The organism is Streptomyces sp. NPDC046915, from assembly GCF_040644935.1.
Taxonomy (GTDB): Bacteria; Actinomycetota; Actinomycetes; order Streptomycetales; family Streptomycetaceae; genus Streptomyces.
Genome location: NZ_JBEYXB010000030.1, coordinates 61,722 through 77,114, shown reverse-complemented (window position 1 = coordinate 77,114; position 15,393 = coordinate 61,722). Strand labels below are relative to the sequence as shown.

Here is a 15,393-nt window from a genome sequence, read left to right as displayed (position 1 = left end):
ACAAAGACTATGCAAGGCCGACACAGATGTACACGCCTGACCTGGAAGAACGCCATGAAGCGGCACGGATCGGCAAGGCCCGCCAAGATCCTCAAAGGACTCATAATCCGCTGGCCGTGGGTTCGAGTCCCACCCGCCCCACCAGGCGCTACACGCGCAGAAGCGTTTCTACCTGCGGTAACGTATGAAGGAGGGTCGCCACACCAGCGTGGCGGCCCTGCTTCACTCCCTCAGACCAAGATTCAGGGGACACACAGGGGACACGGGGACGGTTGGGGGGGCAGACGGCCGCCCACGCCGCCTTCCGGTGCATGCTCGGCGCTCGGCGGGTGGCGCGGGATGCTGCGGACGGCAGACCCCTCGGCAGCGTCCAGCCGTCCAGGGCCGGGGCCTCGGTCCGGGCGATCGTGAAGCGCGTGAGCGAGAAGTCGGTTCGCTGGTCCTCGGCGTAACGGTCGGTGAGGTTCTCGACCCGGACGAGCTCCAGGTCGTTGGCGGCGCAGTGATCACGTATCCACTTCACGGCCGCGTTGGCAGCGTCGTCCTGGCCTCGGCCGGCGAGGGTGATCATGCCGAGGAGATCGGCGTCGGGTTGGGTCTGGGCCCCAACGGCCCACTTGTCCCCTGACTGTCGCGCGCCATGGGTGAAGAAGACGGCGATGTCGCCCTTCAGGTCTCCAGGCTCGAACGAAAGCCCAGACGGCATGGTCGGCAGTTGCGTCAGCGGGTCCAGAACCTCCGCACAGTCGCGTGCCCACCGCAACCAGGAACGCGCCGACTCGACGTCTGGACCTCCTTCCGCCGCTGGGTCCAGCCGGCGCTCCAGAGCGTCGCAATACCGGCGGAGCGCCTGCGCTTCCTGCTATTGCTCTGCTTGCTCACGGAGAATCGTCCCCGCGCGACTCCACGTTCGGGCGAAGAGCAGGGCCCTTACGAACTCCAGGGCGTGACCACATCAAGCCCTCGAGTCAAGATCGACGCCCGCCGACTTCGACGATGACTCCCGCATCGGCCGCTTCACCGGCACCGACCCCGCGGGCACCTCGTGCACCGAGCTCTACGGATCGCCCTACGACGACGCCTCGACCAGGCTCAGCGCCCACTCCAACGGAGGACTGCCGCGACCTGGCCTTCTGATGCTCCGAGGGAGGGTCTGTCAAACGAGCGGGTCTGTTCCGTAGTCGGTGGTGACGGAGGGTGTGGTCAGCCCAGGAGGATGCGGTGGCGGAGGAGGGGGAAGCTCAGCGTCCTGCCCTCCCTGAGGGCCAAAGGCGACGACACTGCTGTCACTGAGCTCTCGCTCCGCCTCGCTGACATCGAAAAATCTGCTCACTGTGCTGCAGCCTGGAGAAGGACTGCCACGACTCCTGCAAGAGCGGCTCCGGCACGGGACCGGTCGCCCTCGCCATGCCCACCGTGCGATCCGTGAACTGACCACCATCACCTTCCCGTGTCCCGTTTGGCTCCGGCTCGCGTTATTCGACGCGGGCCGGAGCCGACGTTCGCCCGCCCTCGGGAAGCGGCTTCACACCCTCGCCGCCTTCCTGGCCCAAACCGTCGCCTGGCACCGCTTCGACCTGGGCCGCCACACCCACGCCGGCCAGAACTGGATCGCCGCCCTGCACAACGCCCACGCAGCCGGAGACCACGACATAGGCGCCGGCCTCCTGAGCGACCTCGCCTACCAGGCCGCCTGGCGAGGCGACCACCCCACCGCCGCCCGCATCCTCAACCACGCCCTGACCCACGCCCAACACCCTGCCGCCCGCAGCCTGCTCCAACTGCCCCTCGCCCGCACCCTCGCCGCACGAGGCGACCGAAGCGAGCGACGCCCCGTACTGCGCGCACTCGCCGCAGCCGAGAAACACCTCAACGACGCCGGCACCAACCGGCCCGCCTGGTGCGCCTGGATCTCCGAAGCCGATCTCGCGGTGGACTCCGGCCAAGCACTCCTGGACCTCGGCGACACCGGCCCCGCCCACCAGCTCATCACCGAGGGCGAACAACTGCTGCCTCCGGCCCGGGACAAGACCCGCAGCGTGTTCCTCGCCTACCGCGCCGCCAGCCACCTCGACCTGGGGCTGTGCATCAGGCGGCTCGACGTGCCCTACCGGCCCGTGCGGTCATTGCGGAAGTACAAGGTGCGGGTCACCACCGAGGCCATCATCGGCGCCGTCACCGGCTCCCTCACCGCGGACGGTGCTGGTGGGCCGCCACGACACCGCAGGCCGCCTGCGATGGTGGGCACCCGTGGAAAGGATGGGCGTTCACGGCAGGCTGGGGAACACAGCGCACTCTCGAGGTCCACCTGGTGCAGCCCGAGATCGTGATAGAGGTGGCCATCGGCGTCGCCCGGGACAGCGCCGGGCGGTGGCATCACTCCGACCGGAGATCCCGGAAGGGAGCGCGTTACGGTCCAGACCGTCTGGGAGCAGGGGATCGGCGCCCTGCCCATCTGCTGGGCGCGGGCAAGGACCCCGCCACTTGTTTGGCCGGGGAACTGGCTCAGGGCGAAGCCGTCACCATCGGCGCCGACGACGTACAGGAGTTTCTGCGCACGATGACCGAGCACAAGGTACACCGCCTGCTGGTCATCGACGGACACGACCTGATCGGCATGGTCGCCCAGGCAGACGTCGCCCGCTCCCTCCTCGACCCCGAGGTCGGCGACCTGGGGCAGGCGCCGTCCACCGACTGAGCCACCGGGTGCGCCGGGCACCTTGCAACGCCCGTTCGACGTCGCCGGGACACGTCGGCGCGCCGCTGCCCAGACCGGCGGGTCCGGGCAGCGGTGTGACGGCTGTGGGTCAGGGCGTCAGTTGCCAGCGGGCGATGTACCCGACGTCGATGGACGCCCGGTCCTGCACACGCAGCTTCCAGGTGCCGTTGAGCGGTTGTGTTGAGGCGTCGACCGTGAAGGTCTGGTCGACGTTGTCTGCGGAACCACCGCTGCGGTTGAGCAGGGAGTAGACGGTGCCGCTGGGGCCGACCAGGTCCACGGTCAGGTCACCGCGGTACGTGTGGACGATGTTCACATAGACGGAGGTGGTCGCGGAGGCGTTGCCGTCGCGGCCGGTGATGGTCACCGGTGACTCCACGGCGGGGCCGTTGTCGGGGATGTCCACGCGGGTGGAGTTGGCGTAGACGTAGGCGATCCGCCAGCTGAAGGTCTTGGAGACGGACGCTCCCGTGCTGTCGGTGACCTTGATGGCGACGTCACCGGTGCCGAGGGTCGTCGGCGTGCCGGTGATGAGACCGCTCGGGCTCAGACTCAGGCCGTCGGGCAGCCCGGTGGCCTCGTAGGTCAGGGTCGCTCCGGTGTTGGTGGTGTAGGCGTCCAGCTGGAGGCTGACCGCCTGGCCGATGCCGCTGGTCTGGTCGGCGATCGGGGCAAGGTTGACACCGAGGGCGACGCGGTTGCCGACGTTGATCGCCGCCCAGGCGTCGGCGACGGCGAGGTAGGTCGGGCTGTAGGCGCCGAAGAGGTCGGTTGCGGCGGACAGGGTGGCGGCGCGGGCGCCGGCGTAGTCGGTGGTCGAGGTCATGTACGTCGTCAGGGCGCGGTACCAGATGGCGGCGGCGTTCTGGATGCCGATGCCGGTGACGGGCCGGCCGTCGTACGTCGGGCTGTCGTAGGAGACGCCGTTGACGGTCTTGGCGCCGCTGCCCTCGGAGAGCAGGTAGAAGAAGTGGTTCGCGGGGCCCGAGGAGTAGTGCACGTCGATGCTGCCGAGGGAGGAGCTCCAACTGTCGCGGGAGGTACCGTCCCTGGAGGGCTTGTCCATGTACCGCAGCGGGGTGCCGTCGCCGTTGATGTCGATCTTCTCGCCGACCAGGTAGTCGCCGGGGTCGGCCGGGAGGTTCTCGTAGAACTCGACGGCGGCGGCGAATATGTCGGAGGTCGCCTCGTTGAGGCCACCGGACTCGCCCGAGTAGTTCAGGCCCGCGGTGGCCGCGGTGACACCGTGGCTCATCTCGTGGGCCGCGACGTCCAGTGCGGTCAACGGGTGGTTGTTGCCCGCTCCGTCGCCGTAGGTCATGCAGAAGCAGGAGTCCTGCCAGAAGGCGTTGACGTAGTTGCTTCCGTAGTGGGCGCGGCTGTAGGCGGCCACACCGTCATTGCGGATGCCGTTGCGGCCGAACGTGTTCTTGTAGTAGTCCCAGGTGGCCGCGGCGCCGAACGCCACGTCGACGCCGGCGGTCTGACGGTTCGACGGCAGGCCGTCGCCCCAGACATCGTTGTCGTCCGTGAAGAGGGTGCCGGTGCCCGACGTGCCTTGGTTGAGGTCGTACGTCTTGTGCCCCGCGCGGTCCGGGTCGGTGAGCTGGTACGTCGATCCCGACTGGGTCGTGCCCAGCGGGACCGTGCCGACGTACTGGCCGGTGCCGGTACCGGTGTCCACCTTCTCCGCGGACAGGAGCTGTTTGCCTGTGGTGGCGTCGGTGACGACCTGCAACTCGCTCGGGGTGCCGTCCCGTTGCACGCCCTCCACGACGCTCTCCCAGGCCAGGACGGGCTTTCCGGAGCCTGCCCAGAGCACCAGGCGGGGCTTCCGCTCCGCCTCGGAGCCCTTGACCCGGGCGCGTTTCGAGGCCGCCTCGGCCTTGTCCGCGGCGGTGGCTGAACGGATCTTCGGACTGAGCGAGGGCACGGCCAGAGCCGCCCGGCTCGCCTTGGTGACGGTGGTGCGGCCGCTCTTGTCGTGGACGACGAGGTCGCCGCCGAGGACGGGGAGGCCGGCGTAGGTGCGCTCGTAACGGGTGTGCGTGGTGCCGTCGGCGTCCGTGATGACGTCCTTGACGACGAGCTTCTCCTTGGCGCCGAGGCCGATGTGCCGTGCCGTGTCGGCTGCCGCGGACTGGGCATTCTTGAGCAGAGCGGTGCGGCGGGCGGACGTCAGTGACGCAGGCAGAGCACCGGCGCGCGGCTTGGCGGTGATCTTCGCGGGGCCCGGATCGGCGGGTGCGGCGGTCGCGAGGCCGGGGAGGCTCAGGGCGAGTAGAGACCCCAGCGAGGTGAGGGCTAGGGCGGCGGAGCGTCTGCGCCGGGCAAGAATGCGATCTCGCAGGGACAAGGGTTCTCCTTCGATATGACGGCCCGTGATGGGACCTCGGGCGGCACGGAGCGGCGGATTGCGCCGGTCTGGAGGCTGCACGGCATGCGGGTGGAAGGAGGTGGGGGGTGGTGCTGCGGGTGCACCGCGCGGTGTTTCTGTCAAGGAACGGTGAACTTCCTGTGCAAGGGTGACATCGCACAGCCTGTACTGTCATGTGCCGGTCAATTGAACGGCTGGAAATGGTCATGGGGATCAGACAAATCGGAACGGACGGTGCCGGTTTTTGGCCGCACCCGCCGCGTGCGGCTCTGAATAGGGGTGACCGGCGGTCAGGCCGGACGGTGTGGGCGGGACAGTCGTCATCGTCGGGGTTGTCCACGGGAAGGTGGACGCCCTTGGTGATGGCGCCTACTGCCGCCGCTACCAGGAGTGACCGTGGCCCTGAGCGACCGCAACTCAAGCGTCCCTGCCCTGCCATGTGGTCACGCAGACCTCGTTGTCCTCCGCGTCGGCGAGGACCCAGAACGCCGGAGCACGGCGTGCGGACACCAGTCGACCCCCGGCCGCCAGCGCGGCCCCGACCCGCAGCAGCGCCTCGTCATGCGGGACGCTCACGTCCAGGTGGATGCGGTTGCGCTTCGGGCGCGCTCGGTCCATCTGCTGGAACCACAGCGCGGGCCCCAGCCGGAACGCGTCGACCAGCGGCTCCGTCGGACCTTCGCCTCCCACTTCGTCGGCGTAGCCCAGAACTGCCTTCCAGAAGGGCCGGATCCGGGCGAAGTCCAACGCGTCGATCGCGATCTCCACCAGCTGGACGGACCGCTGTGCTCCCGTCCCGATCCCCGGCTCCGCGCGCGCAGCCCGGCCTCGCGGACGGTCGCGGAGATCTCCCGCGCGAGTGCGACGTCCCGGGCGGTGACCGCCGTACGGGTCAGCGATTGCAGAGTGAGCACGACCAGATCGGGGCCGGCGTCGACGCGAAGATGCCGATCGGCGTCGTCGCCGCAGACCGCCACGACGTGTGACGTCAGCCTGATTCCCTGGGCCAGCGATCGGACCCGGACAGACGTCTGCAGCGTGCCCAGCAAGTAGCGCCAGCCGTGGTCGAGGACTGCTTCGGACGCCTCCTCGCGGCTCAGTGCTTGCTCCATCTCGCCCTCACCTCAGGTCACTTCGGACATGGAAGCGGCATGCAGCTATTGCCGCACGGCTCGGGGGAGCCCGAAGAATTCAGCTCAGTCCGGATACTCCGGTCCGACCGCGGTACGGGCACCGAGCCTCCTCCCCCGGCCCCAGCCGAGTTCACGACGGTATCCGCCGAGCAGGCCGGACTCCTCGAGCTCGGTGACGTCGTGGAAGCGCGAGCCGGCCGTGACCGCGGTGACCAGAGGGGCGACGAACAGCGCGTCGGTCGGGCAGTACGCCTCGCACTGGAAGCAGGTCTGGCAGCTGTCGTGCCGCGCGATCACCGGAATTCCGTCTGCGCCACGGTCGAACACGCGCGTCGGGCACACCTCGATGCATCGGTCACAGGCGATGCAGCGCCCCGGGTCGACGATCTCGATCATGCGGCTCGGCCTCTGCTCGTGACCAGTTGTCCCCGTGCCGGTTCCGGGCTGCTCCAGATCTCGTCGAGCCCACCGGTGAGCAGCCTGTGGTGCTGAGCCGGGTCCAGCGCCGGCCGGTCGGCCCGCTTGTGCATACCGCGCGACTCGGTGCGCCGCAGCGCCGCGTGGCACATCCACCGGCCATGGGCCGTCATCGCGGCGGCTTCCCGGGCACGGAAGAGGTCCTCGCCGCTCGCCCCCAGGCCCTCCCGGATCGCGGACCAGGTCCCGTGCAGGGAGTGCAGCGCCGGCTCGAGCCGGTCCGCGTGCCGCAGGTAGTTGCGGTCGTAGGGCAGGATCTCGCGCTGTACGGCGGTGACTACCTCGCGGTGGCCGATACGGACGGCGCCGGTGGGGCGCAGGCCTGCCGTCCCCACGGTGCGCAGCGCGCCTCCCGGACGGCCCCTTCGCGTGGCGAACTCGGCGGCACCGCGGCCCGCCCAGCTCCCCGAAGATGCCGCCCACGCGGCGTTGTGGCTGCCGCCTCCGGTGAAGCCGCCGCAGATCAGCTCGCGGGTCGCGGTGTCCCCGGCCGCGTACAGACCGGGGACGTCGGTCGAGCAGTCGTGGCCGGCGATGCGTACACCGCCCGTCCCCCGCACCGTTCCTTCGGCGAGCAGGGTGATCTCGAACAGGTCGGTGAAGGGGTTGATGCCCAGCCGGTCGAAGACGAGGAAGGTGTTCGGCTGGCCTCTGCGCATCGCCTGCTGCTCCTCCGGTGCGGCCTTGTCGAAGCGGGCGTAGACCGGTTCGGTGAGCAGGGTCCTGGCGATCAATGACCGGCCGCGGGTGCTGCCCGCCCCTTCGAGGACCGAGCCGTCAGCGCGGTAGAAGGTCGCCCAGGAGTAGTAGGCGGTCTTGGTCAGGGACGTGCCCTTCGGGGCGATGGCGTAGGCGTTGGAGAACTCCATCCCGGACAGCCTCGCCCCCGCCTCGACGGCCAGCAGCGCGCCGTCCCCGGTGTTGACGTCGCAGCCGAGCGTCTTGGACCGGAACGCGCATCCCCCGGCGGCGAGCACCACCGCACCGGCCTCGATGCGGACGATCGCACCGCTCGCTCGGTCGAGCGCCCGCGCCCCCGAGACGACTCCGTCGGTGTCGGTCAGGAGCTCGAGGGCCGGAGTGTGGTCGAGGATGCGGGCTCCCAGCCGCTGCACCCGGGTGCGCTGCCGTCGCATGTACTCCGGGCCCTGGAGGTCACCGCGCAGCTGACGGCCGTCGCTGGCGACGGGGAACGGGTAGCGCTGGACGCGGGCCAGTTCGTCCATGCGTGCGTAGGTCTCGTCGAGGACGCGCGCCATCCAGTCCCGGTCGGCCAGATGACCGCCGAGTGCCTCGCGGCTCGCCATGGCGGCCTCGCGCAGCTCGGGGACGTCGTCGACGTACCAGATGCCGGTGCCTACGGAGGCCGTCGCTCCGCTCGCGCCCGTGTAGCCCTTGTCGGCGAGGGTGACGTCGGCGCCCGCCTGAGCGGCCTTGATGGCGGCCCATGTGCCCGCGGGGCCGCCGCCGATCACCAACACGTCGGTGGACAGAGTCTGTTCCGGTGGGGTGCTCGTCATGGCTTGCGTTCCTTCTTCTGCGTTCCTTCGCGTGCGTTCCTTCGTCTGCGTTTCAGGGTTTGAGGCGGCCGGTGGCGAACAGTGCGGCCGACCAGGCCGTCAGGGCCGCCGCGAGGACCCAGACCACGGCGAGGGCCCAGCCCGCGCCTACGTCGCCTGGCCGAGGAAGCCGATCCGCTCGACCTGGACGAGCCAGAAGACGGGGTCGAGGTGGCTCAGGAAGTCCCAGAACGGCGGCAGTTGGTGGACCGAGTAGAAGACACCGCCGAGGAAGCCCAGCGGCAGCAGGATGATCGACTCCATGGAGTAGACATGGTCGAGGGACTTGGCGTGGGCGCCGGCGATCACGCCGACCTGCGCGGCGACCAGGAGCAGCCCGAGCGTGCCGAACAGCAGGACGAGGGGGCGGGCCGGGGCGCCGCCGTGGGTGAGGGGCAAGGCCACCGCCAGGACGCCCGCACCTACGACGGCTCCCCGGGCGACACCGCCGCCCACCAGTGCCGCGTTGATCTCCCACCACCTGAGCGGGCTGGCGAACACGTCGTTGATGTACTGGTCCCGGCGTGCCTCGAACAGGCTGGTCGTCCCGTTGAAGAAGCCGACGTTGACGATCGCCTGGGCGAAGAGGCCGGGGACGATGAAGCTGCCGTAGCCGACGCCGTCGATCGTGTCGACATGCGAGCCGAGGGCCGATCCGAAGACCACGACGAACAGCACGGTCGACAGCACGGGACCGACAACGCTGTAGCGCCAGATCGTGAGGAAGCGCAGCACCTCGCGTTCCAGGAGCCACAGGAACGGTGGGCGTTCCGCCCGGAAGGGTTCGTCGCGCGCCGGGAGGGCCGGGGTGTCGGTACTGGTCACGAGGCCACCTCCTCGGCCGTGATCACCCGGTCGTAGACCTCGGAGATGTCCCGGGCCGCGTACCGCTCCCGCAGCGTGGCGGCGGAGCCGCGGTCGACGATCCGGCCTGCGCGCAGCAGCGCGATCTCGTCGCACAAGGTCTCCGCCTCCTCCAGGTAGTGGGTAGTCAGCAGGACGGTGGTGCCGGCCGCGTTGAGGCCCTTGACGACCCGCCAGATCTCCGAGCGCAGCTCGATGTCGAAGCCTGCCGTCGGCTCGTCGAGGATGAGCAGGCGGGGACGTTGCATGAGGGCTCGCGCGAGAACGAGCCGGCGTTGCATGCCGCCGGACAGTTCGTAGGCGCGTGCGTCGGCCTTGTCGTCGAGGAGGAAGAGGGCGAGCAGTTCGTCGGCGCGCCGTGCGGCCGCCTGCCGACGATGCCGTGGTAACCGGCGTGGTAGACGAGGATCTGCCGGATGGACAGGAACCGGTCGACGTTAATCTCCTGTGCGGCCAGGCCGAGGAGCCTGCGGGCCTGACGGCTCCAGTGGTCGTGGCCGAAGACGGAAAGAGTGCCGGCGGTGGGACGGACGATGTTGCACACCGAACCGATGAGGGTGGTCTTTCCCGCGCCGTTCGGGCCGAGCAGCCCGAAGAACGCGCCGTCGGGTATCTCCAGGTCGAGCCCGGACACCGCGGTGAAGCCGTCCTCGTACGTCTTGCGCAGGCCCTCCACCCGCAGCGCGGGCGCGCTCCCGCCGCTTCGTGAAGTGGCAGCGGCGGGAGTCGCGAGCGGGTCAGCCGTGGGACGTGGAGCGGACCCGCAGACCGGGGCGGCCCCGGAAAGCGGGTCAGCCATGGAACTGGTTCGCGGGGACCGGGAGCCCGTAGTGCTCGCGCAGGGTCGTGCCCTCGTACTCCTCACGGAACAGGCCCTTGCCGCGCAGGATCGGCAGCACCTGCTCGACGAACGCCGCCAGGCCCGACGGCAGGGCAGGAGCCATGATGTTGAACCCGTCCGCCGCACCGCCCTCGAACCAGGCGATGATCGTGTCCGCGACCTGTTCGGGCGTGCCGACGAACTCGAAGTGACCACGTCCGCCCCCGAGCCGGGAGATGATCTGCCGGACCGTCAACTGCTCGCGCACCGCGAGCTCGGTGATCAGGTCGGAACGGCTCTGCGAACCCTCCAGCTTCGGCCTCGCCAGGATGAAGTCCGGCAGTGGGGCGTCGAGTTGGAAGACGGACGGCTTGGTCTCGAACACGGCGGCCAGCTGACGCAGCCCGTACTCGGGTACGCGCAGCTCGTCGAACTGCCGGGCGAGTGCCCGCGCCTCCTCCTCGGTCGACCCGAGGTAGGGGACGATGCCCGGCAGGACGATGACACCGTCGGGGTCCCGCCCCGCCGCCCGGGTTCGTGCCTTGATGTCGGCGTAGAAGGCGGCGGCGCGCTCGTACGTCGTGTGGGCGGTGAAGATGGCCTCGGCGTGGCGAGCGGCGAAGTCCTTGCCGTCCTCCGAGGAGCCGGCCTGGACGAGCAGCGGATAACCCTGCGGTGGGCGCTCGACGTTGAGCGGCCCGGCGACCTTGAAGTACCGGCCCTGGTGGTCCAGCCGGTGCAGCAGACCCGGTTCGGCGTACCGTCCGGCGGTCTTGTCCGCCAGGACGGCCTCGGACTCCCAGCTGTCCCACAGCGCCTTGGCGACCTTCAGGAACTCGTCGGCGCGGGCGTAGCGTTCGGCGTGGCCGGGGCGGTCGTCGAGGCCGAAGTTGGCCGCCTCGTCCGCGCCCGCCGAGGTGACGATGTTCCAGCCGGCGCGGCCGCCGCTGACGTGGTCGACGGACGCCAGGCGACGGGCGAGGTTGTACGGCTCATTGTACGTCGACGACACGGTCGCGATGAGGCCGATCCTGCTGGTCGCCTGGGACAGCGCGGTGAGCAGCGTCAGGGGTTCGAGCTGGCCCGGGGGCCGGAACTCGCCGGTGCCGATGAGGGCGGGTCCGTCCGCGAGGAACAGCGAGTCGAACTTGGCGCTCTCGGCGAGCTGTGCCAGCTCGATCCAGTGCCGCAGGTCGAAGTCGGCGCGGGGGTTGCTGTGCGGGAGCCGCCAGGCCGCCTCGTGGTGGCCCGCCTCCATGAGGAAGGCGTTGAGGTGGAGTTGCCGTCGTGCCGCGCTCATGAGGTGACCTTCAGCTTGGAGCTGTCGTAGCCGGCCGGGAGGAGGTTGTCGGTGATCGACTTGACGTCGACGGTCTTGGTGATCTGGCCCGCCTCCAGGAAGGCGTCGGCGAGCTTCTGTTCGGCTGCGATGTCCGCCGTCTCCACCGGGGTCACGCGGGTCTCGAAGGCCTTCACGGAGGCCTTGGCGTCGTCCAGCGGGATGCCCTCCTCCTTGGACAGGGCCTCGGCGTACTTGTCTTCGTGCTTGATCGCCCAGGCGAACTCGCTGGCCAGGCGCTTCAGGACGTCCGTGAGCGCCGCCCGCTTGGTCTTGTCGTTGAGCGACTTCTCACTGGCGACGTAGTAACTGCTCGTCTGGTCGATCGGCGGCAGCCCCTTGGCCAGGATCCGCGCGCCGTTCTTGACCGCGATCGCGGACTGGGGATTCCAGATCGACCAGGCGTCCACCTTGCCCGTGTTGAAGGCCGTGGCGCCGGCCGCCGGGTCGAGGAAGACCAGCCGCACGTCCTTAGGAGTGAGACCGACGCTCTTGAGTGCGTTGAGGGCCAGTCCGTGGGCCGAACTGCCCTGCGGGACGGCGATCTTCTTGCCCTTGAGGTCCTTGAGCGTCTTCAGCGGCGACCCCTTGGGAACGATGATGTTCTCGTTGGACTGGGTGGGCCTGAGCGAGCGGTTGACCGCGACGACCTTGAAGCCGTACTCCTTCGCGGCACCGGTGATCGGCGGCACGTCGCCGACACTGCCGAGGTCGATGTCGCCCGAGGCGGCGGCCTGCACGAGCGGTGGGCCGTAGGTGAAGCGGGCGAACTTCACCTTGTAGGGCGCGTTGTCGAACGCGCCGGTGATACGCGCCAGTTCCTGGCTGCCGTCACCGCCGTTGTCGCCGATGGTGAAGGTGTACTTGCTCCACTCGGGGTGCTTGGCGTCGCTCGCGTCGGCAGCGTTGCTCAGCGGTGCGGAGGTGTTCGAGGAGGATCCGCAGGCGGTGAGGGTGCCCGCCAGGGTGAGCGAGCCGAGGGCGGCGATGAGTCCAGCCGTTCTTCTATGCATGGCTTGTCGTGCTTTCTGTGCTGGGAGAGGGTGGTGGGAGAGATCAGTGCTGGCCGACGAGGCCCAGGTCTTCCAGAAGCCGGGCGCGGAGTTCCTCGCGGGCGACGCTCGCCTCGCGGTCCCGGGCGGAGAGACGCACCTCGTGCGAACTGCCGATGCGGCCGTTGCTCATGACGACGATGCGGTCCGCCAGGGCGATCGCCTCGTCGACGTCGTGGGTGACGAGCAGCATGGCCGCGTGGTGCTTGCTGCGCAGGGCCCGTACGAGGTCGTGCATGCGCAACCGGGTGATGGCGTCCAGGGCCGCGAACGGCTCGTCGAGCAGCACGAGTTCGGGCTCGGAGACCAGTGCCCGGGCAAGGGACACCCGCTGGGCCTCGCCGCCGGAGAGCTCCTTGGGCCAGGCCTTCTCGCGACCCGCGAGTCCGACCTCGGCGAGCACGCCGCGGGCCTTCTGATCGGCGTCGGGTCCATGCAGGCCGAGGGTGACGTTGGGCAGCACTCGCTGCCAGGGAAGCAGCCGGTCGGCCTGGAAGACGATGGCGCGCCGCGCCGGCACCTCCACCCGGCCTCCGTCGGGTCGGTCCAGTCCGGCGAGCAGCCGCAACAGGGTGCTCTTGCCGCAGCCCGAAGGGCCGAGCAGAATCACCAACTCCTCTTCATCGATGGTCAGGTCGAGGCGGTCGAGCACCACGCGGTCGCCGAACTGACGGACCACCTGCTCGACGAGGACCCCGGTCCGGCGACGGGGCTCCGCCGCGATCGTGCTGCTCATGACGCCTCATAACTGGGGCGCCAGCGCAGCAGCACCCGCTCGAGAGCCCGGACGAACTGGTCGGCGAGCAGACCGAGGAGCGAGTAGATCACCAGCCCCACGAAGACCTGATTGGTCTGGAGATACGTCTGCCCCTGGGTGATGAGGAAGCCGAGTCCCTTGTCGGCGTTGACCGTTTCGGCGGCGACCAGGCCCAGGACGCTGTACGCGAGGGAGAACCGCAGGCCGACGAGGAACCCCGGCAGGGCTCCGGGCACGAGCACGCGGGTGACCAGGCGCCAGGTGCCGGCGCCCGTCGTGCGCGCCATCTCGATCAGCCGCTGGTCGACGCCCCGGATCGCGGCGAACAGGTTGAGGTACATCGGGACGCCGGCGCCGAAGGAGATCAGCAGCACCTTGGTGAGTTCGTCGATGCCGAACCACACGATCATCAGCGGCAGCACCGCGAGGAGAGGGATCGTGTTGAGCACCTGCACGAGTCCGTTGAACAGGTACTCGCCGCTGCGCAGCAGCCCGCCGAGGACGCCGGTGACGATCCCCACCGTCAGGCCGATCGCCAGACCGATGCCGGCCCGCTGCAGGGATATGGCCAAGTCGGGTCCGAGGACGCCCTGTTGCCACAGACCGGCGGCCGACTTCACGATCGAGGTCGGCGCCGGGGCGTACGTCTTCGACACTACGCCCGTCCGGGCGAGCGCCTCCCAGGCGATCAGGATCACGACCGGGGTCGTGTAGATGCCCAGCGGCCACCGCAGGCGCTCACGGAGAGCGTGAAGCGATGTCCGTCGGCGGGCGTCGCGCGGCAGGAACACCTCGCGTTCCCGCTCGTTCGTCGTCCCGGCGTTCAAACCCTTGACGACGGCTGGTGCCGGGATGCGGACCTCGGTCATGCCGCCACCGCCAGGACGCTGCTGTAGTGCGAGGCGTCGCCCAGGAGTTGTTCGCTGCGGCGGCCGTCGACTCCGGCGGGTACGTCTCCGGCGACGGTCACCCGGTTGAGGCGGCGCGGGTGGTCGTCGTAGTTGTCCACCCCGTAGTGCTGGGTGATCCGGTTGTCGAAGATCAGCAGCTGGTTCTGGGACCAGGTCCAGCGAAGGATGTTCTCCGGGCGGGTCACGTACGACTGCAGGATGCGCAGCAGATCCGCCGAGTCACCGCCCGACAGGCCGACGATCCGCTTGGCGAACCCGCCGATGAACAGTCCGCGTTCGCCTGTCAGCGGGTGTACGCGCACGACCGGGTGCTCGGCCTCGTACGGTGTGGACACGAAAGCGCGGTCGTATGCCTGCCGTTCGGCGGTCGTGGCCGCGGGGCGCGCGTAGTCGTACTGGTTGGTGTGCACGACGCGGAGCGTGTCCGCCAGGGCGCGCAGGGGATCGGGCAGGTCGCGGTAGGCCGCGGCGGCATTCGCGATGAGCGTCTCACCGCCGTGGGGCGGGGTCACGATGGAGCGGAGCGTGGTCAGTTGCGGCGGGTTGACGACGAAGGTGACGTCGGCGTGCCACTCGTTGGCCTTGGAGGTCTCACTGTCGACGGCGAGCACGTTGGTCGTGCCGTCGGCGGCCGGCACATTGGGATGGGCGGTCGTCAGCTCACCGAACCAGCGGGCCACACGCTCCTGGCCTGCGTTGTCGAGCCGCACGTCGTCGAACACGATCGCCTTGTGCTCGTTGAGGGCGTCGCGCAGCGTCGTGACCGTCGAGAGGTCGGGCGGCGCCGTGAGATCGACACCCTCGACGACCGCGCCGATGCGGCTGGTGAGCTTGCGGATGGACGGAGGCATGACGGAGTCCCTCTCGGACTGACGGGGTACGCGAACAGGTGCTGAGGCTCGGGCAGCTGAGTGAGGCGGCTGGTACTGCGCAGGTCTGATCGACCACGCGCGGAACGCGGAGTCGGCCGGCCGGAGAAGGCTGCGTGGTCGCAGGACCGCTGCGGCCGCTTTGTCAGCGACCGCGTCGGTGTGCGCGAACAGGCTCCCGGCTCACACGAGAAGGAGAGGAGACGGAGAGCCCTCAGGAGGTGTTACGGCGATGCCGCGGGGAGGCATCGCGAGGCGGGCGACTCAAGGCCGTCTCAGGACGGCGCGCACCGACTGCGCGCGCCGACTGCCGCCGGGGACCACTTACCGGGTCAGCGACAACAAAACGCGCTGGAGACGTGCGCCAGATCGATGTGGCGCCGCCGAGTGAGGTCCACGCGCGGGTTCATGAAACGGGAGTTCAGCAGACTCCCACCATGTCGGTCAATAACTTCCCGGACGGGTCTTGCATTGCGGACACGGAATCGCTCGGCTGACGTCCTCCAGGTCCGGCCC

14 protein-coding genes and 2 pseudogenes are annotated in these 15,393 nt (G+C 69.4%); 2 read left to right on the top strand and 14 right to left on the bottom strand.

The features are described from left to right. Nucleotides 1–148 precede the first annotated feature (148 nt). Nucleotides 149–706 carry a hypothetical protein gene (locus ABZ915_RS43665; RefSeq protein WP_361815394.1) on the bottom strand — a complete coding sequence of 186 codons (558 nt, stop codon included), beginning with the start codon at nucleotides 704–706 and terminating at the stop codon, nucleotides 149–151. Between the two features lie 628 nt (nucleotides 707–1,334). On the opposite strand from ABZ915_RS43665, the gene ABZ915_RS43660 reads away from it, so the two are divergent. Both ABZ915_RS43660 and ABZ915_RS43655 read left to right on the top strand, forming a co-directional pair. Further along, nucleotides 1,335–2,330 (top strand): hypothetical protein, encoded by a 996-nt coding sequence (locus ABZ915_RS43660; RefSeq protein WP_361815391.1) that lies wholly within the window; start codon nucleotides 1,335–1,337, stop codon nucleotides 2,328–2,330. A gap of 158 nt (nucleotides 2,331–2,488) precedes the next feature. Beyond that, nucleotides 2,489–2,698, top strand: a complete 210-nt coding sequence (locus ABZ915_RS43655; protein ID WP_361815388.1) for a CBS domain-containing protein — start codon at nucleotides 2,489–2,491, stop codon at nucleotides 2,696–2,698. A gap of 109 nt (nucleotides 2,699–2,807) precedes the next feature. Here ABZ915_RS43655 and ABZ915_RS43650 read toward each other — a convergent pair whose 3' ends face one another. The 13 genes and pseudogenes from ABZ915_RS43650 to ABZ915_RS43590 all read right to left on the bottom strand — a co-directional run bounded on the left by ABZ915_RS43650 (nucleotide 2,808) and on the right by ABZ915_RS43590 (nucleotide 14,859). Continuing rightward, nucleotides 2,808–5,075, bottom strand: a complete 2,268-nt coding sequence (locus ABZ915_RS43650; protein WP_361815385.1) for a M4 family metallopeptidase — start codon at nucleotides 5,073–5,075, stop codon at nucleotides 2,808–2,810. 438 nt (nucleotides 5,076–5,513) lie between these two features. Next, nucleotides 5,514–5,864, bottom strand: coding sequence for a VOC family protein (locus ABZ915_RS43645; protein WP_361815382.1), 351 nt, complete (start codon nucleotides 5,862–5,864; stop codon nucleotides 5,514–5,516). Between the two features lie 131 nt (nucleotides 5,865–5,995). Further along, nucleotides 5,996–6,208 (bottom strand): annotated as a pseudogene (locus ABZ915_RS43640) (4a-hydroxytetrahydrobiopterin dehydratase); the annotation flags it as partial. An 84-nt stretch (nucleotides 6,209–6,292) separates the two neighbouring features. Next, nucleotides 6,293–6,625: a ferredoxin family protein gene (locus tag ABZ915_RS43635; RefSeq protein WP_361815380.1), complete on the bottom strand. Its 333-nt coding sequence runs from the start codon at nucleotides 6,623–6,625 to the stop codon at nucleotides 6,293–6,295. Further along, nucleotides 6,622–8,226 (bottom strand): FAD-binding protein, encoded by a 1,605-nt coding sequence (locus ABZ915_RS43630; RefSeq protein WP_361815377.1) that lies wholly within the window; start codon nucleotides 8,224–8,226, stop codon nucleotides 6,622–6,624. The genes ABZ915_RS43635 and ABZ915_RS43630 overlap by 4 nt, the downstream gene beginning before the upstream one ends. A gap of 147 nt (nucleotides 8,227–8,373) precedes the next feature. Further along, on the bottom strand, nucleotides 8,374–9,090 hold the full coding sequence (locus ABZ915_RS43625; RefSeq protein WP_361815374.1) for an ABC transporter permease: 717 nt from the start codon (nucleotides 9,088–9,090) through the stop codon (nucleotides 8,374–8,376). Then, nucleotides 9,087–9,473 (bottom strand): ABC transporter ATP-binding protein, encoded by a 387-nt coding sequence (locus ABZ915_RS43620; protein ID WP_361815423.1) that lies wholly within the window; start codon nucleotides 9,471–9,473, stop codon nucleotides 9,087–9,089. Before ABZ915_RS43620 ends, ABZ915_RS43625 begins: the two co-directional genes overlap by 4 nt. A gap of 131 nt (nucleotides 9,474–9,604) precedes the next feature. Then, nucleotides 9,605–9,928 (bottom strand): annotated as a pseudogene (locus ABZ915_RS43615) (ATP-binding cassette domain-containing protein); the annotation flags it as partial. Then, a complete protein-coding gene (locus tag ABZ915_RS43610) occupies nucleotides 9,921–11,249 on the bottom strand; it encodes an LLM class flavin-dependent oxidoreductase (protein ID WP_361815371.1) in 1,329 nt (442 codons plus the stop codon). The gene ABZ915_RS43610 and the pseudogene ABZ915_RS43615, both read right to left, overlap by 8 nt. Then, on the bottom strand, nucleotides 11,246–12,301 hold the full coding sequence (locus ABZ915_RS43605) for an ABC transporter substrate-binding protein (RefSeq protein WP_361815368.1): 1,056 nt from the start codon (nucleotides 12,299–12,301) through the stop codon (nucleotides 11,246–11,248). Before ABZ915_RS43605 ends, ABZ915_RS43610 begins: the two co-directional genes overlap by 4 nt. Nucleotides 12,302–12,344: 43 nt before the next feature. Beyond that, complete coding sequence (locus tag ABZ915_RS43600; RefSeq protein WP_361815365.1) at nucleotides 12,345–13,076, bottom strand: ABC transporter ATP-binding protein; 732 nt, start codon at nucleotides 13,074–13,076, stop codon at nucleotides 12,345–12,347. Beyond that, entirely contained in the window at nucleotides 13,073–13,966 is an 894-nt protein-coding gene (locus ABZ915_RS43595) for an ABC transporter permease (protein WP_361815362.1), read from the bottom strand. Before ABZ915_RS43595 ends, ABZ915_RS43600 begins: the two co-directional genes overlap by 4 nt. Next, complete coding sequence (locus ABZ915_RS43590; protein ID WP_361815359.1) at nucleotides 13,963–14,859, bottom strand: TauD/TfdA family dioxygenase; 897 nt, start codon at nucleotides 14,857–14,859, stop codon at nucleotides 13,963–13,965. Before ABZ915_RS43590 ends, ABZ915_RS43595 begins: the two co-directional genes overlap by 4 nt. Nucleotides 14,860–15,393 lie beyond the last annotated feature (534 nt).

What these genes read in the sequence shown, in the direction of transcription:
- ABZ915_RS43590 (WP_361815359.1), bottom strand. Translation starts at nt 14,859, where the DNA reads ATGCCTCCGTCCATCCGCAAGCTCACCAGCCGCATCGGCGCGGTCGTC.
- ABZ915_RS43665 (WP_361815394.1), bottom strand. Translation starts at nt 706, where the DNA reads ATGCCGTCTGGGCTTTCGTTCGAGCCTGGAGACCTGAAGGGCGACATC.
- ABZ915_RS43600 (WP_361815365.1), bottom strand. Translation starts at nt 13,076, where the DNA reads ATGAGCAGCACGATCGCGGCGGAGCCCCGTCGCCGGACCGGGGTCCTC.
- ABZ915_RS43610 (WP_361815371.1), bottom strand. Translation starts at nt 11,249, where the DNA reads ATGAGCGCGGCACGACGGCAACTCCACCTCAACGCCTTCCTCATGGAG.
- ABZ915_RS43630 (WP_361815377.1), bottom strand. Translation starts at nt 8,226, where the DNA reads ATGACGAGCACCCCACCGGAACAGACTCTGTCCACCGACGTGTTGGTG.
- ABZ915_RS43605 (WP_361815368.1), bottom strand. Translation starts at nt 12,301, where the DNA reads ATGCATAGAAGAACGGCTGGACTCATCGCCGCCCTCGGCTCGCTCACC.
- ABZ915_RS43595 (WP_361815362.1), bottom strand. Translation starts at nt 13,966, where the DNA reads ATGACCGAGGTCCGCATCCCGGCACCAGCCGTCGTCAAGGGTTTGAAC.
- ABZ915_RS43635 (WP_361815380.1), bottom strand. Translation starts at nt 6,625, where the DNA reads ATGATCGAGATCGTCGACCCGGGGCGCTGCATCGCCTGTGACCGATGC.